General features: G+C 57.3%; 16 protein-coding genes and 3 pseudogenes. 3 read left to right on the top strand and 16 right to left on the bottom strand.

Features of this window, described 5'->3' with window-relative positions:
- Positions 1-120, bottom strand: a pseudogene (locus GJ634_RS00930) (transposase); the annotation flags it as partial.
- A gap of 29 nt (positions 121-149) precedes the next feature.
- Between GJ634_RS00930 and GJ634_RS00925 the strand changes: the two are divergent.
- Complete coding sequence (locus GJ634_RS00925; RefSeq protein WP_157499975.1) at positions 150-983, top strand: hypothetical protein; 834 nt, start codon at positions 150-152, stop codon at positions 981-983.
- A gap of 7 nt (positions 984-990) precedes the next feature.
- Here GJ634_RS00925 and GJ634_RS00920 read toward each other — a convergent pair whose 3' ends face one another.
- Positions 991-1,809: a hypothetical protein gene (locus GJ634_RS00920; RefSeq protein ID WP_157499973.1), complete on the bottom strand. Its 819-nt coding sequence runs from the start codon at positions 1,807-1,809 to the stop codon at positions 991-993.
- A gap of 231 nt (positions 1,810-2,040) precedes the next feature.
- On the opposite strand from GJ634_RS00920, the gene GJ634_RS00915 reads away from it, so the two are divergent.
- Positions 2,041-3,339 carry a sulfite exporter TauE/SafE family protein gene (locus tag GJ634_RS00915; protein WP_157499971.1) on the top strand — a complete coding sequence of 433 codons (1,299 nt, stop codon included), beginning with the start codon at positions 2,041-2,043 and terminating at the stop codon, positions 3,337-3,339.
- Positions 3,340-3,358: 19 nt separating this feature from the next.
- On the opposite strand, the gene GJ634_RS00910 is transcribed toward GJ634_RS00915, so the two are convergent.
- The gene (locus GJ634_RS00910; RefSeq protein WP_157499969.1) at positions 3,359-4,285 is read right to left on the bottom strand and encodes an ArdC-like ssDNA-binding domain-containing protein; all 927 of its coding nucleotides are present in this window, start codon (positions 4,283-4,285) and stop codon (positions 3,359-3,361) included.
- Between the two features lie 156 nt (positions 4,286-4,441).
- Between GJ634_RS00910 and GJ634_RS16820 the strand changes: the two genes are divergently transcribed.
- On the top strand, positions 4,442-4,588 hold the full coding sequence (locus GJ634_RS16820) for a zinc-ribbon domain-containing protein (RefSeq protein ID WP_143414396.1): 147 nt from the start codon (positions 4,442-4,444) through the stop codon (positions 4,586-4,588).
- On the opposite strand, the gene GJ634_RS00900 is transcribed toward GJ634_RS16820, so the two are convergent.
- The 13 genes and pseudogenes from GJ634_RS00900 to GJ634_RS00845 all read right to left on the bottom strand — a co-directional run bounded on the left by GJ634_RS00900 (position 4,589) and on the right by GJ634_RS00845 (position 15,563).
- The gene (locus GJ634_RS00900; protein ID WP_331713926.1) at positions 4,589-4,936 is read right to left on the bottom strand and encodes a hypothetical protein; all 348 of its coding nucleotides are present in this window, start codon (positions 4,934-4,936) and stop codon (positions 4,589-4,591) included.
- A gap of 76 nt (positions 4,937-5,012) precedes the next feature.
- Positions 5,013-6,014, bottom strand: a complete 1,002-nt coding sequence (locus GJ634_RS00895) for a DUF6610 family protein (RefSeq protein ID WP_157499967.1) — start codon at positions 6,012-6,014, stop codon at positions 5,013-5,015.
- Between the two features lie 611 nt (positions 6,015-6,625).
- On the bottom strand, positions 6,626-7,039 hold the full coding sequence (locus GJ634_RS00890; RefSeq protein ID WP_157499965.1) for a putative toxin-antitoxin system toxin component, PIN family: 414 nt from the start codon (positions 7,037-7,039) through the stop codon (positions 6,626-6,628).
- Complete coding sequence (locus GJ634_RS00885; protein ID WP_157499963.1) at positions 7,036-7,299, bottom strand: AbrB/MazE/SpoVT family DNA-binding domain-containing protein; 264 nt, start codon at positions 7,297-7,299, stop codon at positions 7,036-7,038. The genes GJ634_RS00890 and GJ634_RS00885 overlap by 4 nt, the downstream gene beginning before the upstream one ends.
- 83 nt (positions 7,300-7,382) lie before the next feature.
- Positions 7,383-7,577 carry a hypothetical protein gene (locus GJ634_RS00880; protein WP_157499961.1) on the bottom strand — a complete coding sequence of 65 codons (195 nt, stop codon included), beginning with the start codon at positions 7,575-7,577 and terminating at the stop codon, positions 7,383-7,385.
- Positions 7,578-7,668: 91 nt separating this feature from the next.
- Positions 7,669-7,857: a hypothetical protein gene (locus GJ634_RS16535; RefSeq protein ID WP_331713930.1), complete on the bottom strand. Its 189-nt coding sequence runs from the start codon at positions 7,855-7,857 to the stop codon at positions 7,669-7,671.
- A 142-nt stretch (positions 7,858-7,999) separates the two neighbouring features.
- Entirely contained in the window at positions 8,000-8,215 is a 216-nt protein-coding gene (locus tag GJ634_RS00875; protein WP_157499959.1) for a hypothetical protein, read from the bottom strand.
- Between the two features lie 237 nt (positions 8,216-8,452).
- Entirely contained in the window at positions 8,453-9,703 is a 1,251-nt protein-coding gene (locus tag GJ634_RS00870; protein ID WP_331713925.1) for a transposase, read from the bottom strand.
- Positions 9,704-9,996: 293 nt separating this feature from the next.
- Positions 9,997-11,690, bottom strand: a pseudogene (locus GJ634_RS16325) (ribonucleoside-diphosphate reductase subunit alpha).
- 2 nt (positions 11,691-11,692) lie between these two features.
- Entirely contained in the window at positions 11,693-12,703 is a 1,011-nt protein-coding gene (locus tag GJ634_RS00860) for a ribonucleotide-diphosphate reductase subunit beta (RefSeq protein ID WP_074879650.1), read from the bottom strand.
- Positions 12,704-12,836: 133 nt separating this feature from the next.
- Positions 12,837-13,325 (bottom strand): transcriptional regulator NrdR, encoded by a 489-nt coding sequence (gene nrdR / locus GJ634_RS00855; RefSeq protein WP_074879646.1) that lies wholly within the window; start codon positions 13,323-13,325, stop codon positions 12,837-12,839.
- Between the two features lie 358 nt (positions 13,326-13,683).
- Positions 13,684-14,169: pseudogene (locus tag GJ634_RS16815) on the bottom strand (hypothetical protein); the annotation flags it as partial.
- A 56-nt stretch (positions 14,170-14,225) separates the two neighbouring features.
- Positions 14,226-15,563: an IS200/IS605 family transposase gene (locus tag GJ634_RS00845; protein ID WP_058984736.1), complete on the bottom strand. Its 1,338-nt coding sequence runs from the start codon at positions 15,561-15,563 to the stop codon at positions 14,226-14,228.
- Positions 15,564-15,740: the final 177 nt, after the last annotated feature.

Raw genomic sequence — 15,740 nt, 5'->3', positions numbered from 1 at the left:
CGTGTTTGATCACTGACTCAGACTGGCAGCGCGGGCAACAGAGGCCCTCGCGCCAGCGAACCTGCTCCAGCAGGTTCGCGGCGCTCGTCTCCGAAACTCAGCAAATTCAAATGGAAACATTGCGTTCGGGTGACGCGGACGCGTCGCCCTTGCCCGCTACGCTTTCACAGCGTCAGCTCTACCCGACCAAACAATCTGCTTCCGAAGAGCGTCTACGTGAGTACGAAGGTCCTCGGCGGGAACTTGTCCAGAGTTTAGCAGAAAACATCGACACCGGTGAGCCAATTCCTGAAACTGCAAGACTGTCCTCTAGCACGGATTACAACCGGAACTGGCGAGCATGCGTTGATTTTTCTTCCGGCGACCCCGACGAATCGCTCCACCGAATTGCAGAACAAGTATCGAAACGTCCGTTTGGTCTCCCAGAAATAGTAGCAACCTCCCTTCGGGAGTGGTCAGACACCTCCATAGAGGAGTTCGTAGACCTCCCTAACTTGGAGGAGTCAATACAACTCTTCAGGGAGTACCCGGGACGGATTCACGATATTGTTCCTCACGAAGATCACCCTATCTACTTCCTAACACTGCCAGAAGCGGACAATCAAGACCCATGGCCTAGATTTTTAGTAAACCATATCTTGGACCCTCAGACTCAGGAGTACGATTCTGAGTTTGTATTTAGAGTTCAGATAGTGTCTCACCTTCCTGCACCACTACAGGATATCTACTCGTCCGAGTCGATTGTTCACACTACAATCGTACTCGATCAAGAGATCCACGGTTGGAAGGTATCTGTCCCCGATGATATCGATGAATTGAGTGATGGTGAGAGGGTTGAAATTGAAGATCAGATACGAGCACTCGAGAGTGAAACCGTACGCCTGATGGAATACCTATTAGATACCCGCGTAGACTCGAAGGTCGAAACTTCATCTGTCAAGTACGAATACGTAGCGTTCGAAGGTTCTGACTCCGGATCTTAGCTGTCCTCTACCTGTTTGAAGGAAGGCGGCCGTCTGGTCGGGGAACGCACCCCCGTTTGATCTCGTGATCGACGCGACGCAGGTGCTTGCAACCGCCTTCGGGTGAGCGCTGCTGCCAGTCGGGACAGGTACACGATTCGTCGATGACGTCGACTTCGTACCGGTTCCCGGACGCAGACTGTAACTCGTAGCGGCCACCCTTCGAGAGGAGTGAGACGTCCATCGCTTCGGCGACGGCACGCTTCGTGCGGGGCTCGAGATCGTCCTCCGACTGTGCGTTCTCGTCGACGACCAGTCGGTCGCGAACGTCGCCCGTTCGGCCACCGTCGGGAGCGACGGCTTCCGCAGGCCCCCTGAGCCGCTCGTGGAGCACTTCCTCCACCGGATGGCCTTCCGGCCACAGGTAGTGGACTTCGCGACGCTCGCGATGGTCGTAGGAGCCGCACGCGGCTGCGCACCCAGTCCAGACGCGCCAGGCAGCGAGCGCGCCCATCACGTCGACGATGGCGCGGGGAACCGTCTGGTGGTGGTCCGGGAAGAACACCCGGAATCGGGTACACCCTTCTTGCGGCGGCACGGTCTCCCACCAGTCTTCGCTGGAGCCCCAGCTGTCGTACATCGCCTCGTCGCTCCCGTAGCCGACTGTCACGCCATCGATCGGCGTCCAGTCTGCTGGGAGGTGGTCCGACTCGCCTTCGAGCACCCGGAGGACGGCGTATCGGAGGTACTCGTGGGCTTGGTTGTCTGTCGTTCGAGCGATCTGGTCGTGTTGCTTGGCGACGTGCTCGGCTTCCTCGAGGAGCGTCGTGAGATAGGGTTCAGTCATTATTCGACGGAGGTCAGAACGCGCCTCCGCCCCTCCGCGGGCGCTGAAAAACTTAACCAACGATACGACTGAGGGTCCGCTATTTGTTGGTTAACACGACATTCCCCCAATACATACTTCTGGGACCCTCTGACATCAGTGGCAATCAAACATCCTCAACTCAGAAGGTGGCGAGTCTTGGCCAATACCACACCAAAACCACTATTCGCTACGTCTAAGATTTATTTGGTAATGAGTGAGGGGTATCCCAGCGATTGGGGATCACGCCGTAAAGAGGTTTACCGCAGAGATGATTTCACCTGTCAGAACTGCGGTGCAGTCGGTGGTCCTCGTGGCGATGCAGAGCTTCATGCCCACCATATTGTCCCAAAGAGTAAGGGTGGAACCCATAACACGAGCAATCTGAAAACCCTCTGTAAAGATTGTCACGATGCTATTCACGGGAATTCTGTGGCTCCGACAGCCGATAGCGCTCGCCCCTCCGAGACCTCGTCTCAAGCACAGCTACAATTCCCCCTGAACGAGAGCAGATTCCCCTATTCAGTCGCCGATGAGATATCGTGTGGGAATCAGATAGCGAATACCTATGAATTAGTGAACGGGGTTATTGAGGCCATCGAGGAATTGAACGAGCTCTTTGAGACTGCTCAGTCACTGCCCGCGGACAAAGAATCCGATCGACTCTCGCGGAAGATAGACGAAACGGTTACTGAACTTGATGACCATCTTCAGAGCCTGTATTCTGAACTTAGTACATTTGATGAGGAGATTTCGTGGACCGACTCGAAGAGTACGATCTCCAGATATAATGATTTCCAGAAGGCTGGCGTAGAACTACAAGTAGTGGTCGAAGAGTATCGCGCTACCCTTGAGAACCTCTCCGCTGGCCCAAAGGATGAGGATCTTCGTGCCACGCTAGTAGATTTAAAACTACTCGCAGATGATCTCGATGCCGCACTTGAGGATTATTCGGAGAAGTCGGAGGCGCTGATTAATCGACTCTACGGGGAGATAGCAAGTGAATTGGATCGAATCGACTCAAACACGACCTCTATAACACCGATTACCCCCGACAGCTGTCCAGTCTGCACCGGAGAGACGACCGTTATCCGGCGTTCTATTGAGGTAACCAACCATTCTTACACGTTGCTTCGATGTACGGAATGTGATACTGAATGGACTATAGATCTGCAAAATCTCACCGTCTCTAGTGGTCCAGAAGGTTTGGTGGGCGTATCAATGGCCCCGACTGTCTGGAAACGGGGGGCTAACAAGGGCTTCTCCTTACCAGAGGATTTGGATGAGTTCAACAAGCTCTCAGAAATATACGAACGAGAGAAAAAACGACTCCTTGGAGCCGTAGCGATTGGCCAAGTCGGTATCTTGATTGGAAGCTATGTTCTCGGAAGCGTATTGCTCTGGGTTATTGGAACTGTCCTCCTTGTTTCAGCTGCACGTGGACTGTTTACCTGGCGGCTGGATCGGGTCCTTGGCGGCTCTTCTTCCTTCCTGTCTGGGCTGCTGAAATAATCTCAACTAACAAATAGGTCTAGTCCTCCAGAACGTCGATGAGTTCCTCTGCCGCCCGACTGATCCGTCCGAGCCGCTCGCGAACGACCTCGGGATCGTCCGACTCCCACGCAGCGAGGTAGAATGCCGAGCCGCTCGTGTCGAGCCCGCAGTAGCGCCCGACGACGTACGCGACGGCTTCGGCCTCGACTTCGCGTTTCGCCCGCTCGGTGTCGTCGTCGACATCGAAGTGGAGCAGGGCGTGTGCGTACTCGTGGATCAGCGTCCGCGCAAGGTCGGCCTCGTTCTCCCGATCACGCACCTCGACGAGCGGCTGAACGTCGACGAGGCTCAGCTGTTCGCAGATGCCCTTTGCCTCGCCGTGGGTCCACTCCTCAGCTGGTACGATCCGCACCGTCACGCCGAGGTCATCAGCGGCGGCAGTCAACTGTTCGACGAGGTCGCCGCCATCCCCGGTCGCTTCCGTGTCGAGGTCGGGGAGCGGTTCGCCCTCGGTCTGGGAGACATCGAACACCGGCGCGGGCTTGAACCCGACCAGCCCCTCGGACCACTCCTCGGGCGACGTCTCGTCGTACTCACAATCGCTGTCCTCGTGGTAGCTCGGCGAGTTCTCGCACTCCGGGCACTGTTTCGCGATGATTGGCGCCCAGATCCAGATGGCCGACTCGCCCTCCGTGACGTGGCGGTCGAACTCCTCCTGCCACGTCCGGTAGCCAGCCACGCGGGTTGCCTCGGGACACTGCCGCTTGATGAGGAGCGTGTTCCGATACGAGTAATCGTGGAACCGACTCTGGACATCGAGCCATTCCTGGAACTCCGCGCTAGCCTGCGCGTCGTCGACGCCGGCGACGAGGTCGTCGATCCACTGTTCGATGGTACTGTTCATCTCGTCCGATCGCGTGTCGGTCTGCTCGAAGGAGACCGACGAGTCACTGGTCGTAGCCATTGGGTTCACCGAATCGAGTTCACGGCGACTGCGTCTGTTCAGACCGCGCCGCACCCCTCAGGGGCGCAGAAAAAACACGCCTCCACGACTTCGTTCAAGTCGGGGTGGCTGACAGGGGATGGTGTTAACAACCGCAAGTACATCAGATAACCCAGAATGGGTCTCTTGAGTACACTCCGCAGGGCCGTCGAAGGGGAGTCATCGACCCTGTGGGAGTGCCGAAACTGTGGAGAGACACTCTCGGAGAACGCCGAAGAGTGTCCAAGCTGTGGGGCTGAGGATGTCGTCTGCTACGAGCTCTGATCAGCGAAGCGCGTCCTTCTCATCAGCGAAGCCGACCGTGACGAGGTACTCGAGAAATTCGTCGAACCGCTCGACGTCGCTGGGCGTGTCGGTTGCAAGGTGGCGCGCCCACTCGATGGCCCACTGGAAGGCGGGATCCGTGCCGCCCTTGCCGTGAATGTACCACCAGCGAGCCGCTTTCAGTACGACCAGTGGATTCGTCGGCGGGTGTTCACCGGCAAGCCCCCGGCTGATCGACTCGATTTCATCGGGGACGTCGGTGGGATTGACCTCACCTGATTGTGTGCTGTCGATATCGACTGGGATGTCGTCGATTGAGACGTTGTCGGCACTCTGTTGTTGACTCACAGGAGTTCACCTCAGTGTGAAGGCCCTTTTTCGAGCCCTCGCCCTCTCCGGGCGCGCGAAAAAACAGCTCGTGGCGTCACGCGGGCGGGAAGGAGACGCTCTGCTCGCCGGCGAGCTCCGCGAGATTGTTCCGATGCCGGTGTGAGAAGTAGCACTCGTAGCTGCAGTAGCCACAGATCTCGCCCGTGCCGTACTCGGCGACGTAGGGACCACGCTCGGTGGTCCAGACGTTTCCCTCACACTCGGTACACGCAGCGCTCTCGAGTTCGCTCAGTGACGGGCCACGATATGTGAGTTCTGCTCCGCCCTCCTGGGGCGTCGACTCGGGCCAGACGTCGTGTGCCTGCCAGAACTCGCGAATCTGGGCAAGGCCGTGGCGTACGGTCTTCCGAACTGTCATGTGATCGGCGTCGCGACCGCGATCGTCCCAGCCGTCCGGCGTCCAGAACTCCCCGAACTGCGCCCCACGATGGACACCGTTCCAATCGACGCCGACGATATCGGCAGGTGGGTCACCCGTCAGTGTCGGCTGGGTCAGCTGCTTAATCACCTCGAGTTGCTTTGGTGGACTTCCACCGAGAATATGGACACGTCGCCCGCGCCAATCGCGTGGCTCAGAAAACTCGTGAGCGAGTCGATCAGCGTATCCTCGTGAGTACCCGAGAACGAGGTCATCGGGGACAGCCTGGATTGCTGCACGGCACTTCGGGACGATTACGAGGTCCGCCTCCGGGTAACTCCCCTGAATTTCGCGAACGGCGGCAACGTACTCGTCGACCTCGTCGACATTGTAGGCGTCACCGATCACGCCAACCTGCGGTTCGTACTCGAAAAACCGATTGACGTACCGATCAAGGTCGGGATTGCGAAAGTCGTTATCGAGCATCCCGACTGGAAGGTTCAGATCCGTGTACTGTTGCTGTTGGTAGGTACAGTCCTCGCGAAAGCCGGTGAGAAAACCAAGTCGAAATGCGTCAAGCGCGAAGGGAACGCGATGAAGGAACGCTACGTGGTCGGCCTGCCGGGCAGCTGTAATTTCGTCGGCGATGCTACTGGTCGGACGTGCTGAGAGCGCCATCTCGAATCACCCAGAAGACGCGGGACTGATCGCCCCGCGCCCGCTCTCGGGGCGAGAAAAAACCAGCGGCAGACGCCAATATTAACCAACAACAGTAGCTTTGCCGCTCCTGATGTTGGTTAATTCACTGCTGATATCGTGCCTCGAGTGGTTCGATCTCTCCGGCGTGGACGAGACTCGTCTGTGAGTCTGCCTCTTCGTCGAGCAGATTGACAAGTACGAACTGCGCGCAGGCAGTGAACGAACAGTCCTCGTTGAGACACCGCACATCGGCGTCGGCGGTGTCGGTCTGCTCACCAGCGTAGACGGGTTTCCCGATGCCAAGGTGTGATTTGCAGTCGTCACGAGGGCAGATCGGCGTGATATCACCGGTTAGGACGCTGCTCTCGACAGCATTTCGAGAAGTGCATGGCGCACATCCTCGTCGACGGGTAGCTCGACGCCGTCGACGGTAATCGTCAGTCGGTATGCTGTCGTCTGGTCTGTATCGTTTATTCTGGTCTCCTCTGGGGGACGTTCGGTCGAGCCCGCGCCGCTCTCGGGCGCTCAAAAACCCCCCCATCGTGCCCACGACCGATTGGTCGGGCTGTCTTCTGTGGTAGATCCGCTGATTACTGGGTGGTGAGGCGTTCGTAGAAGGTTCTCGGGTCGACAATATCGATTCCTTGGAAGGAGTCGAGATCGAGTAGATGCCGATCGCCAGAGACGAGATAGTCCACGTGGCCAGCCACTGCAGCTTCGAGGAATTTGTCGTCATCGGGATCATCGTCGACTGCCGTGATATCTTCATCCGGGTCGACGAACTCCGCATAATACCGAATCGTTTCGACCTCCTGCTGGACGTCTTCTTCGTCCATGTGGAACTTCTCCGGGTATTTCAACAGCGTTTCTCGAAACTCAGTCAGCGTCTCGACGGAGACGATAATCTCGTACTCGTTACTGAATCCTTTGACGACCACATCGTGGGGGACACCCGTTGCGATGACGCTTGAAATGAGGACGTTCGTATCGAGAACGGCTCTCATTCATCGGCGCTCCGCGCGTCGTGGACCAACTGGGTGACCTCGTCCATGGAGAGATCGGCCTCTTCCGATCGCTCTTCGACTCGGTGCTGGAACTCTTCGACTGAGGGGAGTTCGAGTTTCTTCAAAACCAGACCGTAGTCTGTTGGGACGACCATCAGTTTCGTCCCTTTTTCGAGGCCGAACTGGTCGCGAAGCCGACTCGGGATTGTGATCTGTCCCTTCGAGGTAACCGTCGTGACTTCAGGGTCGTCAGTACTCATGGGCAGTTCTACGTAAGAATTCCTTACGAAGCGACTTGAACCCTCCGGTCAATTTGATTCTATTGAGTGCTCCGTCGTTTGCTCTAACAGCTAAGATTGACCTCCTCCCGCGCCTCGTACACCTCAAAGTCGTCGTACCCCCAGATGGTGAGCTCTCCGTCTTCGGTAACCTCCCAGTCGAGCGTCCCGAAGCAGTAGTTCTCACAGAGCTCGCGGACTGTCCGCGGATCCGATACGAACGCGCCAGTCGACGTCGTCGCAGCTTGCAGTGTCGCCATGTCTGGACTTCACGGGGTCGCCCCCGCACCCCTGTCGGGGGCGATAAACCGACGCGAGAGTTGCCTCCCTGGTCGTGGCCGGGGACTCCAGTTAGGAATCTGCGTGGGCGTCCGCCCCGGCTCCGTCGCCCGGCCGCGTGAGAAGGCTCACCTCCTCCAGGAGGTCTCTCGCGGTCTCGACTCGCTCTCGATCCGCGTCGTCCAATCGGTCGACGTCGAGTCGGTTGAGATTGCTGAGTATCTGATGCAGCCGATATCCTTGTTCGATATCTGGATCTATTGGAAACGCCTCACCAATTCACGGCATGAAAAACATTACCGGTTTGGCGAAATCTGATTAGTTATGAACCAACAGTGGTGAAATAGCCGTTAGGTAGCTCTGCGTCTATCCCGTTAGACGGCCAACGAACCCTTTGGAATTGTCAGACACTTCGTGAACGGCGAAGAGTTGCAAGTTCGAACCCTCCCTTTGCCGCGAGGAGCGTCCCCACGACAACGCCCACAATAGCACCGAGGAGCGGGAACATCGGGTCGCTCTCTGCCACAAACTGTCCTTGGTAGATGAACCACGCTGAACTGAGGATGACTACCAAGCCGACCAACGCAACACCACCGTTGTACAGAACTCTTTGGTTCATAGGTATCACTTCGCTCGACAAAGCCATCAACCTTTTGTTGAGTTCGACTCCGACAGGAACCGAGATACGCATCCGCTACACTTAACGATTGGATGCACCAACTCTGTTAGTGGCTGAGGGGTTCACCAGAACACCACTGCCCTGAGTACTGAACATCAAATGCGGACACAGTGCATCCGATAGCCCTGTACCAACTACCCCAACCCATTCGCTCGGGACTGATGTCCGCTCGCTTCATTACGGGTGGGATTTGTCCGCGGACTCCGCCTCAAACCCGTCAGGGTACGGGGTGTATCCCCGCTTCGGCGTCACTGTCCCGGACTTCAGGGCGTATTGGCTGACGCCCCTCCGCCGTGAGGACTGTTGCTCACGACGGAGATACAGCTCGGCGACGTTCTTTGCGGCGTTGTAGTCCGCCTGATTCCGGTTACCACACTCTTGACACTCGAACGCGCCCCTGGATTGACGATTGTTTCCGTGAACGAATCCACACTCGGCACACCGTTTGGAGGTATTCTTCGGATCCGTCGTATCCACGAACAACCCTTCGGCTTCGGCTTTGTATTCAACATAGTTATAGAGGCGATTGAATGCCCATTTAGAGTGCCATGCGGCCTTGGGGAGACGTTCGCGGATTCCGTCTAATTCCTCGAAGATAATGCCGTCGCAGTCATACCTCAACGCCTCCTCGACGATCCCGTTGGCCACGCCGTGCAGAACATGTTTCACGTACTCGTCTTCCCGGTTACTCAGGGATTCGAGTGTCCGATGCGCGTTACGTGTCCCATGTGTTTGCAGGTCGGCACGCACGCGCTCGAACTCTCGACGCTCATGGTTCAAATTCCCTGCAGAGAAGAACCGGGCGGTGCTGGTGACGGCGATCTCGTTCACACCAAGATCGACGCCGAGAACCGTTCCGTTCTCGGTCGTCTCACTAGTGGCGTTCGTGTCGGGTTTGCGGAAGCCGAGATGCAAGTACCACTCGCCGTTCCGGTAGTGAAGTGTTGACTCAGTGGGTTCCCACTCGTCGCTGGCGAGATATTGGTGCTGGTAGCCATCTTCGTCGTCGGGTACTACGAGGTCACCCCGTACTCGGGCGTGGTCGCCGTGGGTCGTAAGCGACACCTGCTCTTGCTCGGGGAAAATCGTCATTGTCCGACTGTCATAGGTAATCGTCGGACTCGTGTACGTGGGTTTGCTCGCCTTTTTGCCGGCGCGTCGGCGAGTGATGCAGGACCTGATGTTCTCGGCAGCTTGGTGGCAGGCGAGAATTGCGTGTTGACTACCGAGGGAGGTCTGATTGCGGACGGCGTCGAAAGCAAGCTCTTGAACGTCGGAGTTTGAGTGACCTTGCTCCCACGCCCTATCTACGGCGACCTGGCATCCCTGTTGCCACTCCTCGATCGTCCCTCGTAGGAGCGTGCTATCGGCTGGGGATACAGACAGCCGTGTGATGGCTGTTCGCCGATGATACTCGTTGTCCGCCACGGTAGTCAAAGTGGTTCTAAGACTTGTTAATGGAAGTGTCTGTTCTCCGCTACTCGACTTGCTGTCTGGTATGTTGAGTTCGAGTTAGGGCAACTCTTGCTCCATCGGAAGCGCCTCACCGCTCGCCGGCGCGGAAAGACCCACCATCGAGATTGGCGTCGGGCTTGCAGGAGATCACGCTCTTAGCAGTAGGTCAAAGCACTCTTTCTTCATTCTAAAACCGGTCTGGAACGTCTGGTAAATAGGTGTGCGTAGTTTACATGGAGCACTCTATCATACCGGCCGATGGGTGATCAGCTCTCACAGGCCTTGCATTCGAGGATGTCTCGGCTGAACTTCTGTGCAGCGTTCACGCTATGTTGGTAGTAGAGACTCTTCACCCCTTTCTTCCAAGCCTCGATGTAGAGCTGGTTGATCTCCTTGACGCTCACTTCGCTCGGATCGATCGAGACGTTCAGACTCTGTGCCTGATCTATGTGTTTCTGCCGCTGTGCCGCCTGGTTGATGATCGCCATCTGTGGGATCTCGGCGAAGGTTTTGAACACTTCCTTCTCCTCGTCGGTCAGGCAGTCGAGGTGTTGCACGCTCCCGTCGTTCTGTGCGATGCTGTCCCAGACCTCGCGCTCGTCTCTGCCTCGCTCTTTCAGTATCGCCTCAAGGAACTGGTTCTTCTGCGTCGATTTCAGCTTCGCACCGTCGCGGACGAAGTAGTTCGATTTCAGCGGTTCGATGCTCGGACTGACCTGCCCCAGGATGACACTGCTGGATTTCGTCGGGGCCACGCTCATCGTCGTCGCGTTCCGGCGACCGTAGCCCTCGAGCACCTCCGGTTCGCCGAACTCGTCGGCGAGCGACGACTCTCCTCGTAACTTCGCTCCTTGATGGTGCGGAAGATTGCCTCGTTTTTCTCCATCGCCTCCATGCTGTCGAACGGAATCATCTCGCTCTGGAGGTAGCTGTGCCAGCCGAGAACGCCGATGCCGATCGCCCTGTGCCGTTTCGCAAACCGCACTGGGCGTTCCATGAACTGCGTCCCCTCCGCCTCTTGGATGAACTCCTCCATGACGGCGTCGAGGAACCGCGTCAGCGTCTCTACTGCGTCGGTATCCTTCCACTCATCGTAGTGAAGCGCGTTCATCGACGAGAGACAACAGACGAAACTCTCGTCTGGCGTGGCCGGCAGCGCGATCTCGGTACACAGGTTGGAGCCGTTGATCTCGTAGCCCCTGTCCTTGTAGACCTGTGGCTTCCCGTCGTTCATGTTGTCCCGGAAGATGATGTACGGGACACCGATGTTGATCCGAGTCTCGATGATCTCCGCCCACGTCTCTCGCTTCTCCTCGTCGCCGTCGACCATCGCCCGGAACCAGTCGTCACCGATGATAACGCCGTAGTAGATGTCTTGGACGGGGTCACCCTCGGTCTTGATGTTGAGCCACTCGTCCAGGTCGTCGTGTTCGACGTCGATGTACCCCGCGAACTGGCCGCGTCGCGTCTCGCCTTGGCTGACGACGTTGATGATCGTGTCGAACAGCTCGGTGAAGCTGTAGCTCCCGTTGCTCTTGCCGTTGTTCGTGATCGGGCTGCCTCGGGGCCGGATCTCGCCGAAGTACCCGCTGGTCCCGCCGCCCAGCTTGGTCATCTCGCCCACTTCGGCCTGCGTGTAGAGGATGCTCTCCATGTTGTCCTCCATGTAGCTCCCGAAGCAGCTGATGGGCAGGCCTCGGTCCAGACCGAAGTTCGCCCACACCGGACTCGCGAGGCTGTAGAAGCCCCGACTCATGTAGTCGTAGAACTTGTCCGCGAAGCCGTCGTCGTCCAGGATCTCCTCGGCCCGCTCTGCGATCTCCCTGACCCGCTCCTCGGCCGTGACGCCCTCGATCAGGTACCCCTCGTCGAGGAACGCCCGGCTGTCCTCGTTCAGCCAGTAGAATGGTTCCTCGTGCTGCTGTTGTACCTCGTCGAGTGCTGGTTCTGTTTGTGCCATCGTTAGAATATGTCCTCGGCGGTAACGCTCTGTGCGTGCTTGTTGTACGTGGTCGACCGCTTGCTGAAGAAGTCGTTATCTTTCGTCATCATGATGTCTTCATCGAACCACCGTGTCTCCTCGAGCAGGTCATCGTCCGGCTCGAAGATCGGCTCGACACCGATGTTCTTGAGGCTCTGGTTGAACCGGTCCCGCAGGAACGCGTCGACGTGCGCCCGGGGAAGGAACTCCAGTTCGCCCTCACTGAAGATCCAGTCCAGTATCTTCATCTCTGCCTCGAACGCCTGCTGACAGGCTGCTTGGACCTCTTCATCGAAGTCCTCGTCGAAGAGGTCCGGATTCTCCTCGCGAATCGTCTCCACGAGTTCGACACCGAACAGTCCGTGAATCTGCTCCTCCTTGCTGGTCGCTTCGACGGCGTTCGCGATCCCCTTGAATTTCTTTTCGTGTTTGTCGAAGCTCGTCATGATGAGGAACTGCGAGAACAGCGAGACGTGCTCGACGAACGTGGAGAACAGCAGGAGACTCATCACGTACTCCTGTTTGTCGTCGCTCTCGCTCTTCTCGAGGTACTCGTCGAGGTAGTCGATCCGCTCCTCGATTGCGGGGACCTCAGTCACCTCCTCGAAGTCCTCCGTGATCCCCAAGATGTCGAGGAGATGGCTGTACGCGTCCATGTGTCTGACCTCGCTCTCCGCAAAGGTCATGCCGACGTTCCCGATCTCCGCTTTGGGCATCTCGTCGTAGATTTCTGCCCAGAAGGTCTTGACCTGGACCTCGATCTGCGCGATGGCCAGCATCGTCCGCTTGATGACGGTTTTCTCGGCCGGAGTCGTGTTGACCTTGAAGTCTTGAACGTCTCCTGAAAAGTTGAACTCTGTGTGAACCCAGTAGCTGTTCCGTATCGCGTCTTTGTACTCGAGGACGTCGGGGTACTCGTACGGCTTTAGGTGTGTTCGTTCGGAGAAGATGTCGGTCTCCGGATCTCCGCCTTTGGTTTTGTTTTCAGTCATTGGCACGTACCCCGGAGGAATCGTTCTCTGTCGGTTGGTTTCTGTTTCCGTCGTTCTCTGTACGTCTGGACGTGGGTCATGCTCGCCCGGTCAAGGATTGACCGAACATTCGTTTGAGCTGCGTATGTTTGTGTCATAGTGCGCTGTTCGAGGCTTCGAAGTCATCGAGTTCTGCATCCAAGACTGCGTCAAGTTCTCTCAGGAACTCCTGTGGCTCAGAGAATGCTTTGTAAACGGAGACAAATCGAATGTAGGCTACCTTATCGAGCGTACGGAGGTTCTCAGAGACGAGTTCGCCGATAAGACTCGAAGAGACGATACGTGCCTCTCGATCTTGCAGTTCGCTCTCGATATCGTCGACGAGAGCGGTCACTGTTGTCTCGGCCACGTCTCGCTTCTCAACGGCTCGCTCGATCCCTGCGCGGAGTTTCTGTCGGTCGAACGATTCGATGGTACCGTCGCGTTTTTTCACTTGGAGGGACTCCCACTCCGGACGTTCGTAGGTCGTAAAGCGGAACGAACAGCGTTGACATTCGCGGCGCCGTCGGACGGAAGTTCCGTCGGCACTGGTCCCTGTATCGATGACGCGTGTTCGCTCGTTCCCGCAGTCCGGGCAGTTCATAGTTGTCACTACTTAATCCTCCAGGGTCTTAACCCCCAGATGTGGGGTCTCTCGACTTCGACCGCAATATCTGCTGGTGAGGACTGCCACATAAAGCTTACCCAATTAAATTGATGTAGTACAAATAAACTTGATTAGTGGGCGCGGAAAATTGGGATCATATGCATTGAGTGACCCAGCCTCAACTACTGCTCTCCATCCCCTCACGTAGCGATTAGTATTCTATCTGTAATTATCGATTTTACACCAGTTAGCGGCTGCGAGTCTGAACAAGGAAATCGTACTTCCTATTACTGTTAACCAACGAAACCCGGGGCCACCTGCAGAGATGTTGGTTAATCGAGGCCCAACACTGGCCCTACTCGAGACTAGGTCCGTAGCGAGCCGAGCCACACACCCGGCACTCCCAGATCGGTTGGCCCGTCCACGCCGCATCCGGGACCGATTCATGGGTCTTGAACCGATGGTCGGTCGCCCGTCCACAGGTTTCACAGTCGAGTTCCTGAGTCGTCGGTACCGACGACACCTGCCGATCAGCCGCAGCCGCGCCAGTGGATTCGGTCAGCGCCATCGCTGGGACCAGCCACACCGCGTTGTCGGCGTTGTCGAGGGCCGCGTCGAGACGCGACGCGTCGCGGATGCCGTCTCCCCGCTGGTCGTAGAGCCGCGTCGGGGCCTGCTCCTGACGCTCCGACGCTCCCTGCCCGTGCCACCCAGCCCGGTCACGGGCGGCACTGAGAAGCCGCTCTCCCTCCACTGACGACACCTGTACCGCGTCGGGGAGTAAGGGCCATTGCTCGACCAGCTGGCGCGCCGGCGCCTCGTCGAGATCGTAGATGAGCGTTTGACATCCTCCCGGGCGTGAATGCCGGGGTTTCCTCCGTGGGAGTCTCAGCCGGTCTACGACTCGCCGGAGGCAACATTCCCGTCACGGTGGACGGTACTCGGGTCTGTGCGCTGTTCTTTGGGACTTTCGTGAGGGTGTGGTGTCCCCGACCAGTTGTGGTCGTCCCACTCGAACCGCACGGGCCGTGCCATCGGCCTGACTGCCTTTTCTGTGTGCCGCTTCAAGAACGTCTCTGACGCTGTGAGGTCGGCGTGCCCCTCGAATCCACATGGACACGTTAGTGTGTCCTGATGTCGTTTCGTTCGGTCTGTTGAACCGCACTGCGGACACTCTTGGCTGGTCCACGCTTCCGACCGGACTTCCACCGAGATACCGTATTCCTCAGCAGTACATGTTAGCCGCTCAGTAAACTGCTTGAACGCCCAGAAGTTGTGGATCTTGGCGTTGGTTTCGACCGACCAGTGTGTGCCCAGCACGTCGGTCAGTCCACCGATATACACCGTGTCTACGCCGTCCTCGTACAGCCGTTCGATTAGGTCACGACACAACGCTTCCTGTGCGTGGTCGCGGCGGCGGGTTCGCTTCCGATACAGCCGCCGGATACGCTCGCTACTGTGTTGGCCGTCCTGTAGCTTGGACTGTAACCGGGCGATTTCTCGCGTTGTCTCACGGAAGCGGTTGAACAGGTCCCGACCTTCGTACAGGTATTGGTCGCCGGTCGTGGTGGTACAGGCGACGAGATTGTTTGCACCAATATCCAAAGCGGCCTTCTCTGCGGCCAGTGGAGTCGCCCGTGCATCAGTAATAGTCACAGGTTGCGAAGCTCGGAAGGTGCAATCAGTCTCATCGTACCACAGGTCCAACCGGCCCTGCTTCTGGTAGTTGGGCCAATTCGGGTCGCCAGCGATTTCCAGCCGCAGCCGCCCGGTGTGGTCGTATCGGTCTTTCAACTTGCTCCCAACCAGTATCTCAAGCCGTGAGCGGTTGCCCCATTCGACGGTGTACGACGTGTTGCGAATAACGGTCTTGAGTTGGCGTCCCTCGTCCTCGTTCCCACGGAAGCCCGGCGGTTCCGGGTGTTCGGTAACTGATGTGTTCGACTCGTCGTGGTACTGGTTTTTCAGGCGGAAGAACCCGCGCCATGCTTCGCTGTTCTTCCGAATGACCTGTTGGGCAGTGGACGCACCGAGCACGCCTTTGTATTTGCCTTCGAGTCGGCCTGTATCGGCGTCCCAGACGTCACCCTTGAAGCCGTCCTCGCCGTTGTACCGCATTAGGCGTTCGTAGTTGACCTCGTTCCAAAGAGCAGCGGAAGCGTCCAACAAGTCACGTAGCAGTTGCTCTCCATCGTCGGAAAGCGGACGCACGACGAACCTGTTGGTACGCTTCACGACAACAGATTATTATACTTTTAGTCTTAAAGACTTTACGTCCATGCGACCCAATATCGATATTTCACATACTCTCGGTGGCCGAGTCAAAGACTACGCAGAAGCGAACGATCTGGACCTCTCGGAAGCCTATACCGTAGTGCTTGAGGCGGGATTAGATGAATTGGAGAGCTGAGT

Source organism: Halobacterium sp. CBA1126 (genome assembly GCF_009741975.1).
Classification (GTDB): domain Archaea; phylum Halobacteriota; class Halobacteria; order Halobacteriales; family Halobacteriaceae; genus Halobacterium.
Note: the sequence above shows the minus strand (reverse complement) of the source record. Positions and strands in the feature narration are given on the sequence as shown.